The 19,298-nt window shown below is 43.5% G+C and carries 20 protein-coding genes; 6 read left to right on the forward strand and 14 right to left on the reverse strand.

Going from position 1 to position 19,298, the window contains the following annotated elements; all coding sequences use genetic code 11:
• Nucleotides 1-22: 22 nt before the first annotated feature.
• From potC to potA, 3 genes are read right to left on the reverse strand one after another with little or no spacing between them, the layout of a single operon-like run.
• Nucleotides 23-793 carry a spermidine/putrescine ABC transporter permease PotC gene (gene potC / locus CDZ87_RS04155; protein WP_100752304.1) on the reverse strand — a complete coding sequence of 257 codons (771 nt, stop codon included), beginning with the start codon at nt 791-793 and terminating at the stop codon, nt 23-25.
• Nucleotides 793-1,653, reverse strand: a complete 861-nt coding sequence (gene potB, locus CDZ87_RS04160) for a spermidine/putrescine ABC transporter permease PotB (RefSeq protein WP_100752305.1) — start codon at nt 1,651-1,653, stop codon at nt 793-795. Before potB ends, potC begins: the two co-directional genes overlap by 1 nt.
• Nucleotides 1,634-2,767, reverse strand: coding sequence for a spermidine/putrescine ABC transporter ATP-binding protein PotA (gene potA, locus CDZ87_RS04165; RefSeq protein ID WP_100752306.1), 1,134 nt, complete (start codon nt 2,765-2,767; stop codon nt 1,634-1,636). The genes potB and potA overlap by 20 nt, the downstream gene beginning before the upstream one ends.
• Nucleotides 2,768-3,147: 380 nt before the next feature.
• On the opposite strand from potA, the gene CDZ87_RS04170 reads away from it, so the two are divergent.
• From CDZ87_RS04170 to CDZ87_RS04180, 3 genes are read left to right on the forward strand one after another with little or no spacing between them, the layout of a single operon-like run.
• Complete coding sequence (locus CDZ87_RS04170) at nt 3,148-3,951, forward strand: DUF2189 domain-containing protein (protein ID WP_100752307.1); 804 nt, start codon at nt 3,148-3,150, stop codon at nt 3,949-3,951.
• Entirely contained in the window at nt 3,944-4,768 is an 825-nt protein-coding gene (locus CDZ87_RS04175) for a glucosaminidase domain-containing protein (RefSeq protein ID WP_100752308.1), read from the forward strand. The genes CDZ87_RS04170 and CDZ87_RS04175 overlap by 8 nt, the downstream gene beginning before the upstream one ends.
• 11 nt (nt 4,769-4,779) lie before the next feature.
• Entirely contained in the window at nt 4,780-5,439 is a 660-nt protein-coding gene (locus CDZ87_RS04180; RefSeq protein WP_100752309.1) for a DUF2987 domain-containing protein, read from the forward strand.
• 57 nt (nt 5,440-5,496) lie between these two features.
• Here CDZ87_RS04180 and ttcA read toward each other — a convergent pair whose 3' ends face one another.
• The 11 genes from ttcA to ccoN all read right to left on the reverse strand — a co-directional run bounded on the left by ttcA (nt 5,497) and on the right by ccoN (nt 15,510).
• Nucleotides 5,497-6,429, reverse strand: coding sequence for a tRNA 2-thiocytidine(32) synthetase TtcA (gene ttcA / locus CDZ87_RS04185; protein ID WP_100752310.1), 933 nt, complete (start codon nt 6,427-6,429; stop codon nt 5,497-5,499).
• A gap of 135 nt (nt 6,430-6,564) precedes the next feature.
• Entirely contained in the window at nt 6,565-7,512 is a 948-nt protein-coding gene (gene uspE / locus CDZ87_RS04190) for a universal stress protein UspE (RefSeq protein ID WP_100752311.1), read from the reverse strand.
• Nucleotides 7,513-7,655: 143 nt separating this feature from the next.
• On the reverse strand, nt 7,656-8,405 hold the full coding sequence (locus CDZ87_RS04195) for a fumarate/nitrate reduction transcriptional regulator Fnr (protein ID WP_100752312.1): 750 nt from the start codon (nt 8,403-8,405) through the stop codon (nt 7,656-7,658).
• Between the two features lie 88 nt (nt 8,406-8,493).
• Nucleotides 8,494-9,168, reverse strand: a complete 675-nt coding sequence (locus tag CDZ87_RS04200; RefSeq protein WP_100752313.1) for a sulfite exporter TauE/SafE family protein — start codon at nt 9,166-9,168, stop codon at nt 8,494-8,496.
• Nucleotides 9,165-9,329 (reverse strand): cbb3-type cytochrome oxidase assembly protein CcoS, encoded by a 165-nt coding sequence (ccoS, locus tag CDZ87_RS04205; RefSeq protein ID WP_100752314.1) that lies wholly within the window; start codon nt 9,327-9,329, stop codon nt 9,165-9,167. The genes CDZ87_RS04200 and ccoS overlap by 4 nt, the downstream gene beginning before the upstream one ends.
• Nucleotides 9,330-11,702 (reverse strand): heavy metal translocating P-type ATPase, encoded by a 2,373-nt coding sequence (locus tag CDZ87_RS04210; RefSeq protein WP_100752315.1) that lies wholly within the window; start codon nt 11,700-11,702, stop codon nt 9,330-9,332. It lies immediately after the preceding gene.
• Between the two features lie 9 nt (nt 11,703-11,711).
• Nucleotides 11,712-12,191 carry a FixH family protein gene (locus CDZ87_RS04215; protein WP_100752316.1) on the reverse strand — a complete coding sequence of 160 codons (480 nt, stop codon included), beginning with the start codon at nt 12,189-12,191 and terminating at the stop codon, nt 11,712-11,714.
• An 87-nt stretch (nt 12,192-12,278) separates the two neighbouring features.
• Nucleotides 12,279-13,259: a cytochrome-c oxidase, cbb3-type subunit III gene (ccoP, locus tag CDZ87_RS04220; protein WP_100752317.1), complete on the reverse strand. Its 981-nt coding sequence runs from the start codon at nt 13,257-13,259 to the stop codon at nt 12,279-12,281.
• Entirely contained in the window at nt 13,256-13,432 is a 177-nt protein-coding gene (locus CDZ87_RS04225) for a cbb3-type cytochrome oxidase subunit 3 (protein WP_004745916.1), read from the reverse strand. The genes ccoP and CDZ87_RS04225 overlap by 4 nt, the downstream gene beginning before the upstream one ends.
• Nucleotides 13,433-13,448: 16 nt before the next feature.
• Nucleotides 13,449-14,069: a cytochrome-c oxidase, cbb3-type subunit II gene (gene ccoO / locus CDZ87_RS04230; RefSeq protein ID WP_100752318.1), complete on the reverse strand. Its 621-nt coding sequence runs from the start codon at nt 14,067-14,069 to the stop codon at nt 13,449-13,451.
• A 13-nt stretch (nt 14,070-14,082) separates the two neighbouring features.
• Nucleotides 14,083-15,510 (reverse strand): cytochrome-c oxidase, cbb3-type subunit I, encoded by a 1,428-nt coding sequence (gene ccoN, locus CDZ87_RS04235; RefSeq protein WP_172953549.1) that lies wholly within the window; start codon nt 15,508-15,510, stop codon nt 14,083-14,085.
• A gap of 257 nt (nt 15,511-15,767) precedes the next feature.
• Here ccoN and CDZ87_RS04240 point away from each other — a divergent pair, with 257 nt between their 5' ends.
• From CDZ87_RS04240 to CDZ87_RS04250, 3 genes are read left to right on the forward strand one after another with little or no spacing between them, the layout of a single operon-like run.
• Nucleotides 15,768-16,130, forward strand: a complete 363-nt coding sequence (locus CDZ87_RS04240; RefSeq protein WP_100752320.1) for a hypothetical protein — start codon at nt 15,768-15,770, stop codon at nt 16,128-16,130.
• A 2-nt stretch (nt 16,131-16,132) separates the two neighbouring features.
• Entirely contained in the window at nt 16,133-17,317 is a 1,185-nt protein-coding gene (locus CDZ87_RS04245; RefSeq protein ID WP_100752321.1) for an FIST signal transduction protein, read from the forward strand.
• Nucleotides 17,318-17,324: 7 nt separating this feature from the next.
• Entirely contained in the window at nt 17,325-19,049 is a 1,725-nt protein-coding gene (locus CDZ87_RS04250; protein ID WP_100752322.1) for a response regulator, read from the forward strand.
• The last annotated feature ends 249 nt before the right edge of the window (nt 19,050-19,298 follow it).

The raw sequence follows: 19,298 nt of genomic DNA on the forward strand, positions 1-19,298 counted from the left end.
TTTAGTGAAATCGAACGTGAGGCTACTGTACTTTTTCTCTTGCCAATAATTGAGAGACGATAACAAGAAATAATGAAACAATTAACATCACGGTTGCGAGCGCATTGACCTCGGGTGAAATACCGACCTTAACCATTGAGTAAATTTTCAATGGCAAGATTTCGTATGTTGGCCCAGTAACAAAAGAGCTGATGATGACGTCGTCAAGCGATAGGGTAAAGCTCAATAGCCATCCTGCAGCAACGGCAGGTTTGGCAAGTGGCAGAATGATTTGCTTCAAAATTGTCCACTCACTTGCCCCGAGATCTTTTGCAGCCTCAAGCATTTTTACGTCAAAACCATTTAAACGACTGTAAACAGTCACCACGACAAACGGTAAACAGAAAGTAATATGCGCAATAAGCAAGGTGATGAAACCGAGCTGAGCTCCTAGCACCAAGAACAAAGCCAATAGCGAGATCGCCATTACGATGTCTGGTGACATCATCACCACGAACAGCATACCGTTGACCGCACGTTTGCCTTTAAAGGTGTAGCGAAATAGGGCTACGGCAGTCAAGCTACCGATAATCGTCGCTGCGGTAGCAGAGAAAACGGCAACATTGAGTGAATGCCACGCTGCCTGCATTAAGCTGTCATTGTTAACTAGGGTTTCATACCACTTGGTGGTGAAGCCGCCCCATTTCATACCAAATTTGTTGGCGTTAAATGAGTTAACGATCAACACGATAATTGGCAGATACAAAAACGCGTACACTAACGCCATAAAGCTAAATCGAACTGCTCGTCCCATCAGTCTAGCTCCGCTTTTTTATTCAACAGTTTGCCTGCACGGTAGTAAGCATAAAGCATAATCGCCATCGCAATGGTTAAGGCAATGCTAGTCGCCGCGCCAAAAGGCCAATCTCGCGCATTTAATACTTGGTTTTTAATCACGTTACCAATCAATAGATTCTTCGCCCCACCTAATAGGTCTGAGATGTAAAACATCCCCAAAGCGGGCAACAGCACTAATAAGCAGCCGCCGATGATTCCCGGCATAGTCAGAGGCAAAATTATCTTAGTGATGGTTTGCAACTTATTGGCCCCTAAATCTTTAGCAGCTTCAATATAAGTGTGATCTAGCTTCTCAATAGCAGAATAGAGCGGCAAAATCATAAACGGTAAAAGGATGTAGACCAAACCGATCATCACCGCGGTTTCGGTGTACATCAGACGTATCGGTTTATCGATAATTTCCATTGCCATCAGTGATTTATTTAAAATGCCTTGCGTGCCTAAGACTATTTTCATTCCATAAGTACGAATCAATGAGTTAGTCCAAAAAGGAACAATCACCAAGAACAGCATAATAGGGCGCCATTTAGGCGGCATTTTTGCAACGATATACGCGAATGGATAGCCAATCACTAAACACAACAACGTCGCGATAATAGCCATATAAAAAGAGTGCAACAACACCTTGGCATAGAGCGGATCGATCAAGCGGACATAGTTATCCAACGTGAATGTCAGCTCAATGAGATTGGATTCATCACGCGTAAGAAAACTGGTTGCAATGATCATCACGTTTGGGATCAGCACAAACAGCGTTAACCAACCGACAATCAGTGCAATGATCGCATTTTGTAGACTAATCGTCTTGGCTTTCATTGAGGACGACCTCCCAACTTTCAACCCAAGTGATAGCAACTTTTTGTCCTAAAGAGTGGTCCACATCGGGATCGTCTTCATTGAAAAATTCGCTGACCATGACACGCATACCAGACTCAAGTTCGATCACTGAATCTAGCGTCATGCCTTTGTAAGTCCGTTCCATTACGTGACCGACAATGCCTCGTTGCTCAGACTCTTTGATCTCTTCGATGCGAAGATCTTCTGGGCGCAGCAATACTTGCAGCTTGTCACCGCTGTTGGCGGATTTATTGCAGTAGACAACCGAGTCAACACCTTCAATATTGGCGCGAATGCGTTTGTTGTCGGTGCGTTCAAGCATCGTCGCGTTAAAGACGTTGATCTCGCCAATAAATTTGGCAACGAATAGGTTTTTTGGCTCTTCATAGATTTCGCGCGGAGAGCCATCTTGCTCAACCACACCATCACGCATCACAATAATGCGGTCAGACATTGACAAGGCTTCTTCTTGGTCGTGAGTCACGAAAATAAAAGTGATCCCAAGCTGACGTTGAAGCTGCTTTAGTTCAATTTGCATCTGCTTGCGCAATTTGTAGTCGAGTGCAGACAGCGACTCATCAAGCAATAAGACTTTGGGCTTATTCACCACCGCACGCGCTATCGCGATACGTTGTTGCTGACCACCAGAAAGTTGGTGTGGTTTACGCGCAGCCATCTTCTCGAGTCGAACCATTCGCAGGGCTTCCATGACGCGAGGCTCAATATCTGCAGAATTCACTTTTTGCATCCGTAAACCAAAGGCAACGTTTTCGAACACAGTCATATGGGGAAATAGTGCATAACTCTGAAATACAGTATTGACGTGCCTTTGCTCTGCAGGAACTTGGGTGACATTCTGATTGGCTAGGGTGATTTCACCGCTATCAGCGGCTTCAAAACCCGCAATCATCCTCAACACGGTTGTTTTACCACAGCCGGAAGGACCTAAAATTGTAAGGAACTCACCATGGTTTACATCCAAATTCAAATTCGAGATGATTTCCTTGCCATCAAAACTTTTACTTATGCCAGTTAGACGTACAACTGGTTGTCCTGCATGTTTAGTAGCGTTCAACGTCTGTTTTTCTCCCATTTGGGGCGTCGTTGAAACCTAAGTTTCAACGACCGATTGTTACACAAATTCGAGGCGCGGATCATAATCACCAATAGTGTCAAATCAAAGCATTTTCTCATCTTGAAACAGAAAAAAATTTGTTGATAAAAGTAAACATTCCTTACCATACACTTTCAATTTGCTGAGAGTCGTACTTATGTAAGAAAAATCGCTTTGTTTTTATTGGGATATAAACACTTGTGCGCTGTGTTTAGTGATTAATTATCAACCAATCAGACAGGAAAGCAAGCGGATGTTCGAGAACTGATTTTAGACTTAGCTTGGTTGACGTATAATGCTCGCAACTTTTTATCAACAGGTTAGCTTAGTGGCATTGTCATTAAGCATTGGATTCAAGAATGAACAATGACATTGAAAAAGACTTCAACTTAGGTGGAAGTGTCGACCGAGCGCTCTCTGGTGACTACGAGCTCAAAGCTGGAGAGGTGTTTCGTGAAGCTTGGCAACATACGCTCAAAAATTTTCTCTCGTTTTCACCATCGATTGTAATTTTGATTGCTTTACAGTTGGCCATTTTCTATGCCGCGTTGAAATTGCAATTGGGGAATCCTGGCATCATCATTGACGCTTTTATTAATCCAGAAGCGTTTGACCCAAGTATTTTCAATGCCATCATGGTAGCCAACTTCAGTTATGAAGTGATTAGCGCGCCAATCTACGCAGGGATTAGCCTTATGGCGATGAGCCATGCTGCTGGGCTTGCGACCAAACCTCGTCATATAGGTAAAGGCTTACAGCACACTGTCCCTGTCATCTTAGCAACGTTATTTAGCTTGCTGTTACAAGGTATCGCAGGGATGATTTTTCCCCTGTTATCCCTTTACCTCTCGCTAGCCTTTAGTAATGCTATTTTGCTGATTTGTGAAAAGAAGATTCCACCAATGCAATCCTTATTGCTATCACTTCGCGCAGTGAATAAGAAAATTTTTGTTTTATCCGGAATCTACTTATTTATCTCGATGATGTTCGTCATTAGCGCCATGTCTTACGGTATTGGTTTAATCATTGTTTTGCCTTTCTTTTTCCATGTAAAAGGGATTATTTACCGCAACATGTTTGGTATTAAATTAAAAATTGTTGCAACCGACCACCCACAAAATAAAGATGACAACGATGACGATCCACAAGTGTTCAATGCGTAAGAGTGAGTTTGCCGCAATTGCTGTCGCAGCAGTCATTGCTGGTTGTAGTTTTTATGGTTATGAACGAAACGTTCAACAGCATACAGCGCCGATGGAGCCAACGACTGGTTCGATTGAAAAGTCGGTTGGTGATGCACCTGATTTTGCTGCAATTAAAGATGTAAACCAGAAGAAACAAGCCTTTTTTGATTACTTAAGGCCTGGTATTGCTCTAGAAAACAAACGCATTATTGATGAGCGTAAGTGGTTGGAGTCGATCGCTGATCATTTTAATAGTCAAACACTCTCTGCCAGTGATATTAGTGACGCTAAGCGACTAGGCAGTCTATACAACGTTGCGTTGCCAACTCAAGGCATTAACCAAGCTTGGCTAGACGATATGCTGCACAGAGTCGATGTCATTCCTGAGGCTTTGGTCCTGGTTCAAGGTGCCAATGAATCGGCTTGGGGAACGTCTCGTTTTGCCATACAAGCAAACAACTATTTTGGTCAATGGTGTTATACGTCTGGATGTGGTTTAGTGCCAATGCAAAGAGGCGAGGGTATGACTCATGAAGTGGCGAAGTTTGGTTCAGCACAACAATCTATTAACGGCTATTTTATGAATGTCAATCGTAACAAGGCGTACGAACAGTTACGTGAAATTCGTTACCAACGTCATTTGGCCGGACAAAGTTTAACCGATACTGACGCTGCAACGGCGCTGACCAATGGACTACTAAGATACTCTGAGCGCGGTGAGGCATACGTCAATGATTTACAAGCGATGATCAGGCAGAATAAACGGTTCTGGGAAACTCCCTCAATAAATCAATAAGAAAGAAAACAATGAAGAAAGTATCGTTAGCAATTTTAGCCGCTATGCTCAATAGCTCAGTGGTTATTCCAGTGCAAGCTCAAGAATATATGTTTACCTACTCAAAGCTTTTTTCGCACATGAAGCAAAATGCTAAAGAGGGGCATGACGATGTTAAAGTCGGATTTTTCTTTTTAAATGCCAATACCAAGCAATTGTGTCATATCGAAAAAGCTTGGATGGAGAAAGAAGAGCACTACGAAGAGATACCAGTATCACCTTACCAAGAAGTACTGGTCCCGCTAGATGACAACTTACGTTCCGCTAATCCACTGGTATTTGTGCAAACGCCAATGGATCAACGTTGTGACTTTTCAATGGTTGTCATGACCAAAGCGCCGTTGTCAGGTAGCGTGAGCTATGATGAAATCAAAGTACTGCTACCACAGATGCAAACTATCTTAGAAGAGTTAGGTGGAATGTTCGCCAGTTGGTTTACGCCAGATGTCGAAGGCGTGACGCTAGAATTTCCGGACAAGCTTAACTCGAAAATTGTGTTCTCTAATGGTCAAACAAAACCCATTATTGATGGTAAAGCTCAGGTCGCTTTATCGGAAATAGGCCAGGGAGGCACCATGATGCTTCCAGCTGAAACCTCGCGTGTACTGCCATACTTACCCAAAGCGGATTAAGTCAACAATACACGTTGCTCGTTATATAAAAGGGTCGCATTTGCGACCCTTGATCAATTAGAGATTGGTGACTTTAAGCTGTAGGCTGGGATCAAACTCTTGAACTAAATCTTGCGCTGATGACGCTTGGCTAGGTAGCTCTTCTTTATCAAAGCCAATATCACCACCGTTAATAACACCAGAGTCTTTGTCGATCGACTTAAAGTCAAACAACTCGAAGTCCGCTAGGTGACTCGGGACGACATTTTGCAAAGCGCTGAACATTGACTCAATACGACCAGGGAAGCGCTTATCCCATTCATTGAGCATCTGCTTAATGTTTTGACGTTGTAAGTTTGGCTGAGAGCCACACAAGTTACATGGAATGATCGGATATTCACGCATAGCAGAAAACTTGATGATGTCTTTTTCACGACAATACGCCAACGGACGAATTACCACATGCTCGCCATTATCCGAGACAAGCTTAGGTGGCATGCTTTTCATTTTCCCACCATTGAACATATTCAAGAATAACGTTTCGAGAATATCATCGCGATGATGCCCAAGCGCTATTTTTGTTGCTCCAAGCTCTTTTGCCGTGCGGTACAAAATACCTCGTCTTAAACGTGAACACAGTGAGCAGGTTGTTTTACCTTCTGGGATCTTGTCTCGAACAATCGAGTAAGTGTCTTCTTCAACGATTTTGTATTCAACACCCAAAGACTCAAGATACTCTGGAAGAATATGTTCTGGGAAGCCTGGCTGTTTTTGATCGAGATTGACCGCGACCAAAGAAAAGGATATTGGTGCACTTTTCTGCAAACTCATCAGAATTTCAAGCATGGTAAAGCTGTCTTTACCACCAGAGAGGCAGACCATAATTCGATCACCATCTTCAATCATGTTGAAGTCTTGGATCGCTTGGCCTGTATTGCGGCGGATGCGCTTTTGTAGCTTATTAAAGTTATATTGTTGAGCTTTAGTACGCTCTTGAGTTTGCTCAGTCATTGGCTTGCAGTCTTCGTCAATCTTCAATACAAAATGAAGGGGGTATGATACGGATAAATAAAACAGATGCCAGATCTATTGATGAACGAAAGACAAAAAATCCCCTTAGCGCGGCCAAGGGGAGTATTGATTTAGTTAGATTGCAGTTTTAGGGTCAAGAGGGCTAACATAGCCTTGTGGTTTAAGCGCAAGCACATCGCAGTTGATCTTATCGATGACATGTTCAGCGGTATTGCCAATAAAGACTGCAGACAAGCCAGTTCGGCCAGTGGTGCCAATAATAACCATAGCCGCGTTTAACCTTTCTGCGGTATCTGGAATGACGTCTTCGGGTAAGCCTTGCTCAACAACAGTTTTTTCTTCATCATAACCGTGTTTTTGGCGTAGTGCTTTCATCGCGGTAAGGTGGTGACCACGAACCGCGTCAGTGTACATTGCTGGATCAAACTCAGGAAGTTCAATGGTTATATTGGCAGGCGTAACCGGATAAGCGTTAACCAAATAAGGCTTAGCACCTAATCGTTCAGTTAAGCTATTTAATTGCTCAACCATGGCATCATTTAAGCCTAAATGTGTCTCGTTTTCTGAGCCAACGTGTACTGAGGCTAAAATGCTTGCATCTTTAGGCCAGTTGGTATTCTTTACGAGTAGTACAGGACATGGGCACTTACGCAATAAATGCCAATCTGTTGGTGTAAAAATAACCGACTCTAACACATCGTGCTTTCGAGTGCCTTTAATCACAATGTCATGTTCACCGGCAAAAACTTCAGCAATAACCGCTTCATACGGTCGATTGTGCCAAACTACACGCACATCAAATTCAACACCATCAAGCAGGTAGTCTTTGGCTATCTTGCGCATCCACTGTTCGCGCTGATGTATAACGCCACGACGCATGGCATCACGTTCATCAACAGAAAGCATCGATGTCATGTCGTAAGAAAAATCATAGATAGAGAGGAAGAAGGTAACGTGACTTGGTGAGCGACTTTTTTCCGCCAGTTGCATCGCACGAGCAAGCGCAGGTTGTTCATCTTTATTAATGTCAGCAACGACCAAAATCTGATTATAGATACTCATATGTACTCCTTAGAGACGAGGAGGGCTATATGATTAATGTAGCTTAGTTAAGAGGAGAGTTTTAGCATTATTTGAAGGATTGTAAGAGAAGTATGATGTAGCTCTATATCAAAATGAATAACGAGCTACATCATTGAAAGCTATTATGATTCTTTAGACACGCCAGCCATTGCCATCAATGCGTCGTGATCTAAGATAGTGATATATTTGCCTTTAACACTGAGAATTTCTGATTTCTGAAAACGACCTAAAAGACGAGAAATAGTTTCAACGGTGAGGCCAAGATAGTTACCTATATCACCACGAGTCATGGTCAAACGGAATTCACGAGGGCTAAAGCCGCGCTGAGAGAAACGCGTTGAAAGGTTGTATAAGAACGCGGCAAGACGCTCTTCTGCATTCTTTTTGGAAAGCAGCAATATCATCTCTTGATCGCCTTTGATTTCATTGCTCATCAAGCGCATGATCTGCTGACGTAATTTAGGCATTTTGCCTGAAAGATCGTCAAGAGTTTCGTAAGGAATCTCACACACCATTGAGGTTTCTAATGCTTGTGCAAAGCTTGGGTGCAAATCACCCGTGATCGCATCAAATCCGACTAAATCACCGGCAAGATGAAACCCAGTAATTTGCTCATCACCTTGTTCTGTAATGGTGTAACTCTTGATTGTACCTGAACGAATTGCGTAAAGAGACTTGAGTTCATCTCCCGCTTTAAACAGTTCTTGTCCTTTCTGGATTGGCTTTTTACGCTCAATGATTTGGTCAAGCTGGTCTAGCTCAGACTCATTGAGTGTAAACGGGATGCAAAGCTGACTAATGCTACAATCTTGGCAGTGGATAGCACAACCGCCGGATTGAACGCGCTTTGTTGCAGGCTTTTCAGAAATCATAACAACCTTTCACTATTTGATATACATCAATATTTTAGCACCCATTAAGCCTAAAGGGTAGTGTAAAAAATCCCGTAAAAACAGTTAACTAAAAGTTAATTGATAATAGACTTAGCGCGCCGTAGCCCGTATAAACGCCATAAAGCAGGATTATAACCGCAGTAATGTGTCGGAATGTGTAAGATGATTGCAACTTCTTCAAAGAAGTTGCCGCGTGGCCAACCAAGAGCATTGCAGGTAGCGTTCCTAAGCCGAAAGCTAACATGATTAACGCGCCATTAAGGACACTCCCCGATACCGCTGACCAAGTTAGCATTGAGTAAACCAAGCCACAAGGTAACCATCCCCATATAAAACCAAAAGGCAAAGCGTGGATTGGTGAACGAAGTGGCAATAGGGATTTACCGGCTGGAGAAATCACCCGCCATAAAGATTGGCCAAGTTTTTCAATATACAATAAACCCTGCCACCAACGGCCAATATAACCTGCAAGTAAAATCATAAATAGTGCAGCGCCTAGCCGTAACCAAGCCAAAACGTCATTAAGGTGACCAATTTCAGTCAACGTTGATACCGCACCACCAACCAGGGCGCCAATCACCGTATAACTGGTTAATCGACCAAGGTTATAGAATAGCGGCGTTAACTTTGACGGGTGTTTTTGTCCCATAGTGAGCATAGAGGCGATGCCACCACACATCCCCATACAATGGCCAGCGCCAACTAATCCTATTAAAAATGCACCAACCCAATCAGGTGTCATTTTGGGCGCTTCTCTTTGTGTTCGTCATCATCAAAGAGAATGCTGTGCCCTTGACGTTCCAAATCTTCAAACTGTTCGCTCTTCACCGCCCATAAAAACACTGCGACGGCAACACACACCAATACAATTGCGATTGGGATAAGGATATAAAGGCTTTCCATCTATTTACCTTTTTCTTTGAGCAGACGCAGAGAGTTAGATACTACAATAATTGAACTCGCAGACATACCAACGACTGCAAAATAGGGTGCGACGAAACCCAGTACGGCCAACGGTAATATAAGTACGTTATAACCTAACGACCAGGCTAGGTTCTCGCGAATGATCTTGCGAGTTTGCAGTGCAAGCTCACGAGCTTCAAGAATTCTATCAAGTCTGTCACCAAGTAAGACCATATCGGCTGACGCTTTCGCCACATCAGTACCGCTACCCATTGCTACCGACAAGTGCGCACCCGCTAAAGTGGGTGCATCGTTGATTCCATCACCAATCATCATTGTAATATCATTGGCATCAACGTTTTGCAGATAAGTCAACTTATCTTGCGGCTTAGCACCAGCCACGACATTCTCAATGCCAATCTGATCGGCAACAATTTTAGCGTTATGTTCGATATCGCCTGTCAGCAATGTGACTTTAACGCCAGCGCGTTGGAACTGCTCAATAAATTGTTTCGTTTCTGAACGAATCGGATCTTGGTAGGTGAAGGTCGCGACATGCTGATTATCTATCGATAGATACACGGAGTTGGCTTGGGCTAAGTGTGCGTTGTCTAACACAAACTGGGCACTGCCAATCTTTACTTGCAAGCCAGAAAATAAGCCTTGGATACCAGATCCAATCACGTTTTCAACTTCTGTCACCGTTACATCATTATCGGCGTAACGCTTAAATGCTCGAGCGATCGGGTGATTCGCATGCTCTTCTAGTGACGCGGCAATGGCGAGAGCTTTGTCTTTGGTTAGTTCGCTGTGTAATTGAACGTCATCAATAACAATATCACCATGGGTTAAGGTGCCAGTTTTATCGACGATAAGATGATTGACCTTACATAAGGTTTCAAAAACGTGGCTTTTACGCAGCAAAATACCTAAATTTCCCATACGTGACGTGGCACAAGTCAACGCTGTTGGGGTCGCAAGAGACAACGCGCAAGGGCAGGTCGCAACCAGTACTGACAACATGATCCAAAACGCATCATCTGGACGAGCTTGATGCCAGAAAAACCAAGTACCAGCTGCAATGACCAAAATGACGGCGACAAAGTATCGCGCAACAATATCTGCGATTTCAGCAATCTTGGGTTTGGATAGCTGCGCTTCATCTTGCAAGCGGACGATATTAGAAATCATTGAATCGATTTTTGACGATGTAACTTCAAGCTCAAACGCTTCCTCGCCGTTAAGCGTACCTGCAAAAACCATGTCATCAACTTGTTTAACCACAGGTAGGGATTCGCCGGTTAACATTGACTCATCAATGTGAACACGACCTGTAATGATCTTACCATCGGCAGGAACATGCTCACCGGGTAAGACGCGAATTTGGTCACCGACCTTGAGCGTCTTGACCGGAACTTGTTCGCCATCTAAACGATTGGCAATTGCTGGGATAAGTTTAAGTAAATTTCCACTGGCCGCTGCTGCTTTACGACGGGCGCGCATTTCAAGAAAACGTCCAACTAACAAGAAGAAGGCAAACATTGAGATCGACTCAAAAAAGACTTCCCCTTGCTCTGTCACCGTCGCAACTAGACTTGCGCAGTAAGCAAAGATCATCGCAATCGAGACAGGGACATCCATACCCAGAGTGCGGCTACGAATACTTCGCCATGCATTGAGGTAAAAGGGTAAGGCAGAGTAGAGCATCACCGGAGTAGCAAAAATTAAGCTCACCCAACGAAAGTAGTTTTTAAACTCAGGCTCTAGGTCGCCAAACACTTCAAGATAAAGCGCCACCGCGAGCATCATTACTTGCATGGTCGCAAGGCCTGCAATCCCCAAACGATAGAGGTATTGCTTCATTTGCTCGTGATAGGCCGCTTCTTGTTTATCCGCTTCAAATGGTGCCGCTTTGTAACCAAGTTTGTGAATTGAAGAGAGTAATTCACTGAGCTTAGTTTGAGTTTTATCCCAGGCTAATATCGCACGGTTGGTGGTCGTATTAACACGAATAGAAACGACACCTTGTTTAGTCGACACTTGTTTTTCTATCAACCAAGCGCAAGCCGCACAAGAGACACCATCTAGTGACAATGTCACTTCTGCGTAATCATCGTTGTTGCGAACGAACTCCGATTGTACTTCATCATTATCATAATGAATCAGAGCCTGAAGCTGCTCAGGAACAAGTTCGGCTTTTTCTGCCGGTGCGGTGCGATATTGATAATAAGAGACGAGGCCGCTATCAACGATAGTCTGAGCGACGGATTCGCATCCTGGGCAACACATTTCTCTGGTTTCACCAAGAATATCTACTTGGTAGTCCGTGTTGGCTGGTACATCTTCACCACAGTGATAACACGATTTGCACATAGATTTTGCTTAGTTAGATAATGGGACAAATGACATAGTAGGGAACTCTACTCGGCCTTGAATTAACCATTTTTCATCATGTGGCGTTAACTCGATAAACCACGGACCTTGCAGCTCATTCTCAAGAGTTAAACGGTAATAACCGCGTGCATCGGATGTGATCAGCTGGGTGAAGTCTCTATCGGGTAAGGTGCGATGGGCAAACATAGCGGTAATAGCAGGGTAGTGATCGAACTGTCCCTTTTCAAATAGGACCACTATTGTGTTGCCTTCAGAAGAAACTGCAGCGCTCAGGCCCAGTTCTTTCGCGGTGCTAACACGAGATATATCAACGTTAATACCCTTACCTTTTTTATAGTAATCCTCAGTAACAAGATGAACTGATTGATTTGTGAGTATTAACACTCTGACTACCGTTAAAAGAGAGACACCGACGGTAAGAGTAATCAGAAACCACGGCCAAAACTGCTTATACCAAGGCTGTTCCATAAAAAAGTTCTCAATAAAAAATGAAAGAAATTAGGGCTTTAATTTAAAAGAAAGACAGCCCCTTGAATAGGGGCTGTTATTGGAATGTTACTTATTATCTGAGTTGCTTAGGCTCCAAACATAGGCTGAAACAAGTTGAATTTTGTCTTCACCAAGAATGTCTTTCCAAGCCGGCATAACACCAGAACGACCATTCATTACTGTTTCAGTAACGTCAGCTCGTGAACCGCCAAATAGCCAGTATTGATCTGTCAAGTCAGGGGCACCGACTGCTGGATTACCTTTACCGTCAGTACCGTGACAGGCAGCACACACAACAAAGCGAGCTTTACCCGCTTCTGCTTCACGTACGTTGACACTACGACCAGACAAACTTAGCGTGTAGCTTACTACTTCATTCACACCTTGTTCACCAAGTGCATCTTTCCATCCTGGCATTTGACCAATACGACCTTGCATCAATGTTGTCACGATAGCTTGCGGCTCACCGCCGTATAGCCATGCATCGTCAGTCAGGTTAGGAAACCCTTTCTGACCGCGGGCATCAGAGCCATGACACTGAGAACAGTTTTGCAAGAACAGGCGCTGCCCCACTTTTACTGCTTCACTATCCGCTGCGATTTCAGGGATAGGGCGCAGCTCAGTTGAGCCATCGATGTACGCAAGTTTCTTAAATGCTTCGCCAAAGTAGGTTTCTGCATCATCAAGCTCTTTCGCGTATTGAACCAACTGTTTATTCTGTTGAGCAGCAGCGATAGACGCTTTTGATTCTTCAAGAGAGCGTACTGTTTGGTCAGAACTCTGCCAACCGAGTACACCTTTGAAACTACCTAAACCTGGGTACAGAGTTAGGTAGATTGCAGCGAATACAAACGTACTAACGAACAGGTAAGTCCACCACTTGGGCAGTGGGTTGTTAAGTTCACGAATACCATCGTACTCGTGTCCCATGTCTGCACCTTCTTCAACGCCCATCTTATCTTTTAGGCACCAAAGCAGAAGTGCAGCACAGCCGACAAGAGTACCGACCGTGATGATGATTATCCAAAGACTCCAAAATGTCGTCATTGCTTAGTCACTCCTTGTTCTTTTTCAGGCGCTTTCTGCTCATCAGCAAAAACAAGGTTCGCGGCTTCGTCAAAGCGAGCTTTTCGGCTTTTACCGTAAGCCCACCAAACCACGCCAAGAAAGCTAACAAACAGCACTATGGTCCAAATACTGTGAATAGTACCTATATCCATAATTTAACCCCTTTAATTACTTCATTGCGTGACCAAGAGACTGAAGGTAAGCAATGATGGCATCCATCTCTGTTTTCCCTTCGACATCTTTAGACGCGTTTGCGATTTGCTCATCAGTATATGGAACACCAAACTGATCTCGGAATATTTGTAGCTTTTTCTGAGTGTCCTTACCATCAAGGACATTGTCAGCAAGCCATGGGAAACCAGGCATATTTGACTCAGGAACTAGCTCACGAGGATCAATTAGGTGAACACGGTGCCACTCATCAGAGTAACGCCCACCAACACGCGCCAAATCAGGGCCGGTACGTTTAGAACCCCACAGGAACGGGTGCTCATACACACTTTCACCTGCCACTGAGTAGTGACCGTAACGCTCTGTTTCCGAACGGAACGGGCGAATCATTTGGCTATGACAAACATTACAACCTTCACGGACGTAAATGTCACGACCTTCCATCTCGAGCGCAGTATAAGGACGTAAATTCTCTACTGGTTCAGTGGTTTGTTTTTGGAAAATCAGAGGAGTGATCTCTACGAGAGCACCCAGACTGATAGCAAAAACGATCAGAATCGCTAGCAAACCGACATTGCGTTCAACAATTTCGTGGCGATTGTTAGAATTAGAACTCATTCTTTAAATCTCCTTATGCCGGCTGTGGGATAGCTTTTAAACTATCTTTTGGCGCTGTTACCGTTTTGTACGTGTTGTATGCCATTAAGAACATACCAGTTAGGAAGATAAAACCACCTAAGAAACGTACGAAATAGAACGGGTAGGATGCTTGTACAGATTCTACGAAGCTGTAAGTCAATGTACCGTCAGAGTTAACTGCACGCCACATCAGACCTTGCATTACACCTGAGATCCACATTGCGACGATGTAAAGAACCGTACCAATTGTCGCCAACCAGAAGTGCGTATTGATTAGACCAACAGAATACATACGCTCTTGACCGAATAGGCGTGGCACCAAGTGGTAAACCGAACCGATCGATACCATAGCAACCCAACCTAAAGCACCAGAGTGTACGTGACCGATAGTCCAGTCGGTGTAGTGAGACAGCGCGTTGACTGTCTTAATCGACATCATTGGGCCTTCAAACGTAGACATACCGTAGAACGATAGCGATACGATGAGGAAGCGTAAGATAGGGTCGTAGCGAAGCTTATGCCAAGCACCAGACAGGGTCATAATACCGTTAATCATCCCCCCCCAAGACGGTGCGAATAAAACCAGTGACATCACCATTCCTAGGGATTGCGTCCAATCTGGAAGCGCAGTGTAGTGTAAGTGGTGAGGACCTGCCCAAATGTACAAAGAGACTAATGCCCAAAAGTGAACGATTGACAGACGGTAAGAGTATACTGGGCGTTCAGCTTGCTTAGGTACAAAGTAGTACATCATACCTAGGAAACCAGCCGTCAGTAGAAAACCTACTGCGTTATGACCGTACCACCACTGAACCATCGCATCGACCGCGCCAGAATAAATCGAGTACGATTTACCCATAGACACAGGTATTGCCATGCTGTTTACGATATGAAGCACCGCAACAGTGATGATAAAGGCACCGAAGAACCAGTTTGCTACGTAGATGTGTGAGGTATTACGCTTAATCAATGTTCCGAAGAACACAACCGCATAAGAGACCCAGACAACTGCGATAGCGATATCGATAGGCCACTCTAGCTCAGCGTACTCTTTACCCGATGTAAAACCGAGCGGTAGAGTAATTGCTGCTGCTAAAATAATGGCTTGCCAACCCCAGAAGGTAAAGGCGACAAGAGGGCCACCAAATAAACGTGTTTGACAAGTACGCTGGACAACGTAATAGGACGTTGCGAATAGGGCACTTGTACCAAACGCGAAAATAACCGCATTAGTATGCAGAGGACGTAAGCGACTGTACGTCAACCACGGCGTATCAAAGTTTAGCTGTGGCCAAACTAATTGAGCGGCAATCAAAACACCAACAGCCATGCCAACAATACCCCAGAGAATAGTCACTAAGGTAAACTGACGGACGACTGTATAGTTGTAGTTTTGTTCAAGCTGCTTTTCTTGGCTCATTTGCATGCTTCCAATTTCTAATTAACTACACTTTACTTCCAACACGACACATGTCGTAATGCCACCCAAACCTTAAAGAAAAATAGAACCGTATCAGTCGGTTAATAATTCTTGCCGATTTTTAAAAAAAGTGGCATTTTCAGCCGCCAACTATACTGCATTTAACAATTCAATGACAGAGTAGTAACCTTACACTCGGTCAGGATTTGACCTTTTATTTTAAAACTTTGAACTTTGTTACACGGAGAACCCCGCAAATGGCCGCTGAAAAACTGACTCGTGGACGTTTTGTTCAAATTATCATCATGTTAACCCTACTAATTAGTGCGTTTATTTGGCGTACCGTTGTGCATACGTCACAAATTACAGTGACCTGTGAGGGGACTGAAGAGTGTGTCTTTTTTGTAAATAACTCTCGGTTTTTTGCTCAAGTAACGAGTGATGAGTTACAGATTCGTACCGATGCTCCAGAAGTAACGATAACAGCGCAATTTTCACCCTTGGAGCTGACTCAAAAAACCGACGTTTGGACATTTTCTTACCCAGAGTCATTAAATGAGTTCGAGTTAACTGTTAACGTAGTCAATCAAACTCATCAAGTCATTATCGTCAAGAAATAATAATGGATTTCAAAACTCATATTACTCATCAGTTAAATGAGCAGCTTGCAGTTGAAGAACTGGTTGCGAACTTGAATACTAAAAACTTGGTTAGTGTCATCTGTTATTTTACGCAAAATTATGGCGCCGAAAAACTGAGAAAAGCCTTCAAACAAACATTACCTAACGTATCTATCATCGGCTGTTCAACCTGCAAAGGCATGATGACTGAACGGGGCGTTCACTTTGGCTCTGTTGTTGGCATCATGGCAATTTATGACACAAACTCACAAGGCTATGGCTCGGGATTAATGTCATTTGATACCCAGTCAGAGTCGATTGCGGCGACAAAACAAGCGATTGAGCTTGCACTGTTCAAAGCAAACCGAGTGGGAGAAGTGCCTAGGCTTGCTGTCGTTCATAGTACGCCGGGGGTAGAAGAGGCATTAATAAAGTCATTTGACGAGGTATTCAAAACTCCGGTTCCGATCATTGGTGCCACTGCGGCTGACAACGCGATCAAAGGGCAATGGTCAGTTTTCACCGAAGACGGTTCGACGCATCAAGGTCTAGCAATTCAACTAGTATTTGCATCAAAGCCACTGGCGACAGGCTTTAGTTCCGGGTATTCACCGACTGAGTTTTCTGGGGTGATCACTAAGGCTAAAGGGCGTGAACTGATTGAAATCGACGGCAAACCTGCTCAACACGTTTATCGTGAATGGATATACCAGCATAGCCAAACCCAAGTGCCTGAATATTTTAAATTCGAGTTGGTGACGCGTTACCCTTTAGGGCGGATTGCTGGCCAACTATATGATCAACCTTATTATAAGCTCTCTCACCCAGTATCAGTCAGCTCCTCGGAAGGCATTCTACTGTTTACCGACATTCATACAGGCCAACAAGTCACCTTAATGTCAGGAGACAAAACTCAGCTTATCGCGAGGCCAGCACGCGTCATCAAAGAAGCTAAACGACAATTTGTCGAAAATGGCCGTTTATCAGGCGCTATTTGTGTAATTTGTGCTGGAGCGATGCTTTATTTAGATGATGATATCAAGTTAGCCCATGACATGATAAAAGAAGAAATAGGCGATTTACCGTTCATATGTTCATTTAGCTTTGGCGAGCAAGGCCGCTTTATCAATGATGAGAATGGACACGGTAATTTAATGATATCTTCTGCGACCTTTTATGCGGATTAGCCAGTAAATGAGTTTAGAAATTAGAGAACAGCTCAACGAAGCCTTGATTGAACTCAAACAGAGTCAAGAGCGCGAAGCAAGGTTGAACGCTGAAAACCGAGCGATTTTAGATGCAATTTCAAGTATTACCAGTGCAGCGAATAAACAACAGATCTTTACAGAATTGCAAAAGGTATTGGGCTTATATATTGATTTTTCGCACTTTATAGTAATCGGGAAGACACGCGATCAACACCAATATCACACCGTGCTAAGTTCTGATCCCAGCTTTAAGCACACAGTGTGGGGTTGTGGCTCTAAATTTATTAGAGCCCTTAATGGAGAGTGCATCGCGTTGTTTGAACCGGCTTCATTGGGTGAATTTTATTCGCTAAATTCACACCATACTAAACAGCTTAGCAGTGCGTTGATCACAGGAGTACAAACTACCACGTCAGATTCCGTATTGATAATGATCGGGCACAGAGCAGGGCAGTTTAGTCTTGAATCAAGTGACACCCTGTCACGTTTCAGGCCGCTTTTAGAGCGTGCACTGATCGATATTGAACACAAAGAACAATTACAGCGTTTAGTTGATATACGCACTAAACAGCTCAAAAAAGCACAACTGAAAGCCGAGAACGCCAATGAAGCTAAATCAAGATTTTTAGCAATGATGAGCCATGAATTGCGCACGCCGCTCAATGCTGTTCTTGGCTATATTGATGTCTTATTAGGTTACCCATATCAAAAGGATCAAGTAGAAATTTTAGAAAAAATGGAATGTTCAGCAGAGCTTCTGCTAGTTTTGATTGATGACATCCTCGATCTTTCTCGAATTGAAAGTGGCGAGTTTCCAATAAAATATCAGTGGGTTAACCTGAAAACAGAATTGTCGCAAGTGTTGGAGCATTTTCGAGAATTAGCCCTTAGTAAAGGGTTACAGTTAGATTTAGACATCGCACTCGATAAACATGATTACATTTGGGTAGACCGTGCTCGAGTCATGCAAATCGTGTTTAACTTAATCGGCAATGCGATTAAGTTTACAGAACACGGGAGCGTCTCGCTTCAGGCCCAGTTGAGTGACTCTAAACTACAGATTAAAGTCAAGGATACAGGGATTGGTATTGAACGTTCACGTCTTAAGGCAATATTTAGTCAATTTAAACAAGCCGATGATTCGATTACCAGAAAATACGGCGGCAGCGGTTTAGGGTTAGCCATTTCGCAACGATTAGCTAAGCTGATGAATGGCGCCATCGAGGTAAGCAGTGTGCTAGGTTTAGGCGCCACATTTGTGGTCGAGCTGCCAGTTTCAATTCAGCGTCAGCAAATGGCACCAACCATTGACAAAGTCACTAATCAACATAAGTCATTAGACATTTTGGTCGTCGAAGACACGGAAACGAACCAAATGGTGATTAAGCTAGTGTTAGAGCGATTAGGCCACAATGTACTCACTCTAAATAACGGCAAAGAGTCCGTGGAGTACCTTAAACAGAATATCGATTGTATAGATGTGGTTTTCATGGATATTTCGATGCCAGTAATGGACGGCATTACTGCGACCGAAAAAATTCGCCAGTTTTGCCAACAAACGCCAATTATTGCATTAACCGCACATGCTCTAGAGCAAGATAAGAAAGCTTGTTTAGACGCTGGCATGAATGCCTTCATTTCTAAACCAATTCGTAGTCTTGAAATACAAAACGCATTGACTAAAGTGATTGTTAATAATCATATTCAGTAATCTCTGATTAACTGATATATGGTTATTAGGTATTTTATGGTAAATACGATTATGTTTAATTCTACGTGAAAGTAACCAGGGTAGTATTATTTAAAGCAGCACAATTCAATCTAGTGATACCTAATTTAACATAATATACATAATGCGCACTAAGACTGTAGGCGAAATTTAGTAATTCCACTTTTTACCAAAGTTAAAATGTCTCTTTTTCGGTTCTCTGACTAGGCTCATTTCAACACGAACTGATTT

The organism is Vibrio salilacus (genome assembly GCF_002811245.1).
Taxonomy (GTDB): domain Bacteria; phylum Pseudomonadota; class Gammaproteobacteria; order Enterobacterales; family Vibrionaceae; genus Vibrio; species Vibrio salilacus.